At 56.4% G+C, this 3,404-nt stretch carries 3 protein-coding genes; 2 read left to right on the top strand and 1 reads right to left on the bottom strand.

Features of this window, described 5'->3' with window-relative positions:
• Positions 1–459: 459 nt before the first annotated feature.
• On the top strand, positions 460–900 hold the full coding sequence (locus DMB66_RS59450; protein ID WP_125812658.1) for a hypothetical protein: 441 nt from the start codon (positions 460–462) through the stop codon (positions 898–900).
• Entirely contained in the window at positions 890–1,864 is a 975-nt protein-coding gene (locus DMB66_RS59445) for a hypothetical protein (RefSeq protein WP_125812657.1), read from the top strand. Before DMB66_RS59450 ends, DMB66_RS59445 begins: the two co-directional genes overlap by 11 nt.
• 434 nt (positions 1,865–2,298) lie before the next feature.
• Here the strand turns inward: DMB66_RS59445 and DMB66_RS59440 are convergent.
• Positions 2,299–3,404, bottom strand: a 1,106-nt coding sequence (locus DMB66_RS59440) for an AIPR family protein (RefSeq protein ID WP_148112956.1), incomplete at its 5' end; no start/stop codon positions are given.

The following is a 3,404-nucleotide window of genomic DNA, read 5'->3' as shown; positions in this document are numbered from 1 at the left end:
CCGTGGCTGACGATCGAGGCGTTGCAGGACCTTGTCGTCGCACAGAGGTCGGCCGGCTGAGCGGCCACACGCTTTCCAAGTCTGTTGACCATCGTCCGACGCCAACCGATACCGTCCCTGACCTGCGGAAGTCCTCTATCGGCGGACAAGATCGAACGGCATCGGTCGGCAACGAATGAGACCATAATTGAGACCGAACGCGCCGCCCAGACGTAGATTCCGGACGGTGGGCCATCTTGGGCCAGCACCAGCTACTCGCCGCCTGGACCAAGGGGCCGAGCATCGCAACACGCCGCCAGACGTTGCCCAGTTGATCAAGGTTTCACGAGATGCTGGTGGCAGACATGTGCGCGGTGCGCGTCGGAAGTTCCGTCCGCCCGCCGAGCGCTCGGCGAATGAACCCTCTGGGGAGGAGCGCGGATGCTAGGTCCACACGGTCTACTGCCGCCCGGGAGGCATGTGGTCTCTATTGACGAAGTCCACGAGCCCTTTGTCGATGATTTCCCGGGCTCAAAAACCCGCGCCACACTCTTTCAGCAATGGATTGACCACCGGAACGCGATTTCGCGATTCGCGCCGATTCAGCATCAATGGGTCGACGGGAGCTACACGACATCAAAGGTCGATCCCGGCGACATCGACTTGGTGACATTCATCAATATCGAAGACCTCGACAACATTCCGCTGCCCGATCGTCCGTTGTTCAAGTCATTGGTTAACGGGCATTCAACTAGAGCAGCGTGGGGTATTGACTCCTTTATGGTGCCGATTACGCCCGACACCCATCCCGGTCATAGTGCCAGCGTAAAGTTGCGCGGCAGCTTTCTGCGCTTATTCACAGGTGTTCGCGAAAGTGATACAATCGTGAAGGGGATTCTGGAGGTGCGGGATGGCGAGTGACCGCGCTCGTGAAATAGTGGCCGAAATAAATGACGCCATCATGGATTCTGCTGGCCTTTATGGCTCATTCGGATTCGCGCTAGCTTCGGATGGTTTGGCGCAGATCCGCGAGGATCTTATGCAAGACATCGCGGACGCCGAACAGGCAACCCTGGAGCTGCATCTGGATGGAAGCCCCGTCGCTGACAACTCGATCCGAATCGATGCCTTGTCCCGGTTCCTGTTGTCATTGCAGGAGTGTGTTTCCTCGGTCGGGCAAGCTCTATTTGGCAAAATCACGACAAGGGCGGCTATCCCAGGGCCCCTTAGGGACGCTACCTCCCTTCGGCTGTCCTCAACCTTCCCGGGTTCATTCGGAGCTATTCTTAAGGCTCCTCTTAGGGTCGACGACCAGGCGGAGATCCCTGGCCTTGAGGGTGCGGGCGATCTGCTTGATCAATCCTTGCGGTCCATTCTCGGGCTAATCGATCTAGCTGGTCGAGACGACCCGAACGATGAGCCGATTGTCGATGCAGTTTTACCTTTAGGTGCACGTACCTTCAAGCACCTCAGCGATGTCTCGCGCGTAGTTGCCGATACCGGTATGAGCGTTTCTATGAAATGGCACTACCCGAATGCCGAGATTCGTCAAGCCATTTTTAGCAAGCCGGTTGCTGCCCGCCTGGGCGATGCCCTTTTAAGGAACCTTGCCAGCGAGGCTCTGGAGGTAATAGATGGCCGACTCGGCACCGTTAGCGATATTAGAAATCGCATTGAGTTGGAGACTTCAGGCGGCGTAGTCTCTGCCTCGGTTATCGAGGAGCTGGTTCCCCGCCTTGCCGAATTCTATACTCATCGCGTCTCTGCTACCTTCGAGGTCACGATTGTGCGATCTCTTGTTAGCGGCCTAGAGCGAAAGAGTTATCGCCTAGTCGAACTGCGTCCATCGCTTGATGAGGAAACCGGCAACGAGCAACATGCTTGAGTAGCCGGTCCGGAGATAGTCACACAACCATTCTTAGTGCTGTGGCACGGCCATAGCGGGCGAGGCAGTGCTGAGAGCGGCTAGACGTCCTGGGCGTTCCGACGCGGGCCGTCATGGAAGGTCATGGGCTGGTCGCAGATGTCGATGACGACCCGGTGCCGCGCATGTCCACCGTCGAGATGGTCGCCGGCATCGCGCCTGTAGGTGGAGGGCCTGAGACGGCAGAGACCGGTGATCGTGGTGCCCGCTGTTCGTGCTGGTGGGATGGGTGGGCGCGATAGGTTCGAACCCTAAGTCTCTTGACCATCGACCATCCGGCTAGGACCGGCACCATCCATGACCTGCGGATCGCCCGGGTGTGGATGCCACCGAAATCCGCGTCTCTTCACCTACCGCCTTGGTCACGTGGATCATCAGTGATGATGAAAAAGACGCTATTTTTGGGCACTGGGCGGCTCCGTCGCACGGCGGGCTGCCTCTCTGGCAACGCTGAGGAGTTCAACGAAAGATTCTTTTGCGGCTGACCCCCTGGCCACTTGGTACGGGTTTCTCTCCAACCGTTCAGTCTCCTCCTTAAACATGGCGGCAACCTTGCGTGAGGCAGAGTCAAGCAACTGAGCGTCAACGCGGCGGACATCAATATCAGCGATTGAGCGAGCCGAGATCATCCTTGGGGCAACAAGAATCTGTGTGACATAGCATGCAAGATGCCATAGCATCCACCAATACATCCCTCCGGGCCTATTTCGGCCCATATCCCTGCCGGGATAAGTAAGCCCGACATCTAGGTCAAGATCGCCTTGGAGATACGCGTCAACTTCTTTGACAATCAGGACGGAGTTTAGATAGAGCCTGAGAGGATTCTCTGCGTCGAACATCTGCTGATACAGCTGCTCCCTTTTCAGGATACGCGCCGTCGCATTTATTTTGACGGCCTCCCAAGGCGACTGCAGCAGCACCGAGGCTAGGCACCTGCCAAGATGTGGCATTGTGATAATAGACTGGACCGGGCGGCCTTCATGGCGATGAGAATTGCGGCGACGCTCGTAGAATAGCCCGTTCTGCTCGAAGAACTCTTCAATGTCACCGTGCACCTCGTCCGTGGCGCGCAACGTCCCAGAGCCTATAGCTGTTTGACTATTTGTGGCCACAATAACACGATCACGACTCTTGTCGTTCTGCGGAATTACTATTCGCAGCAAGAGCATTCTGTCATCTACGCCAGGACTGCGTCGGAAATGTTGGATAATTTCCATTGTCGTCTGCAGGCCATTTACAATGACCGGATCCTCAAGAACCAGAGACTTGAAGCCAGGTCTCGCCGCCACCGCCAGTATAGTGACACCGTTATTAAGCACCCAGAAATCTTCCGGAGCTTCACCCCTAAGTGTGGCTTCAATCGCTCTATTTACTTCGACGGATCCCTCATAGTCTCGAACGTTCGACAGAAATAGGTGTCGACGCCGATTCTGATTCTCGTCGGTCACAAACTTGAAGTAGTCGGACAGCGACACGAGAGCAATGAAGCCTGCCTCGCTAA

The sequence above is a fragment of the Actinoplanes sp. ATCC 53533 genome, assembly GCF_003947245.1.
Note: the sequence above shows the minus strand (reverse complement) of the source record. Positions and strands in the feature narration are given on the sequence as shown.

What these genes read in the sequence shown, in the direction of transcription:
- DMB66_RS59445 (WP_125812657.1), top strand. Translation starts at nt 890, where the DNA reads ATGGCGAGTGACCGCGCTCGTGAAATAGTGGCCGAAATAAATGACGCC.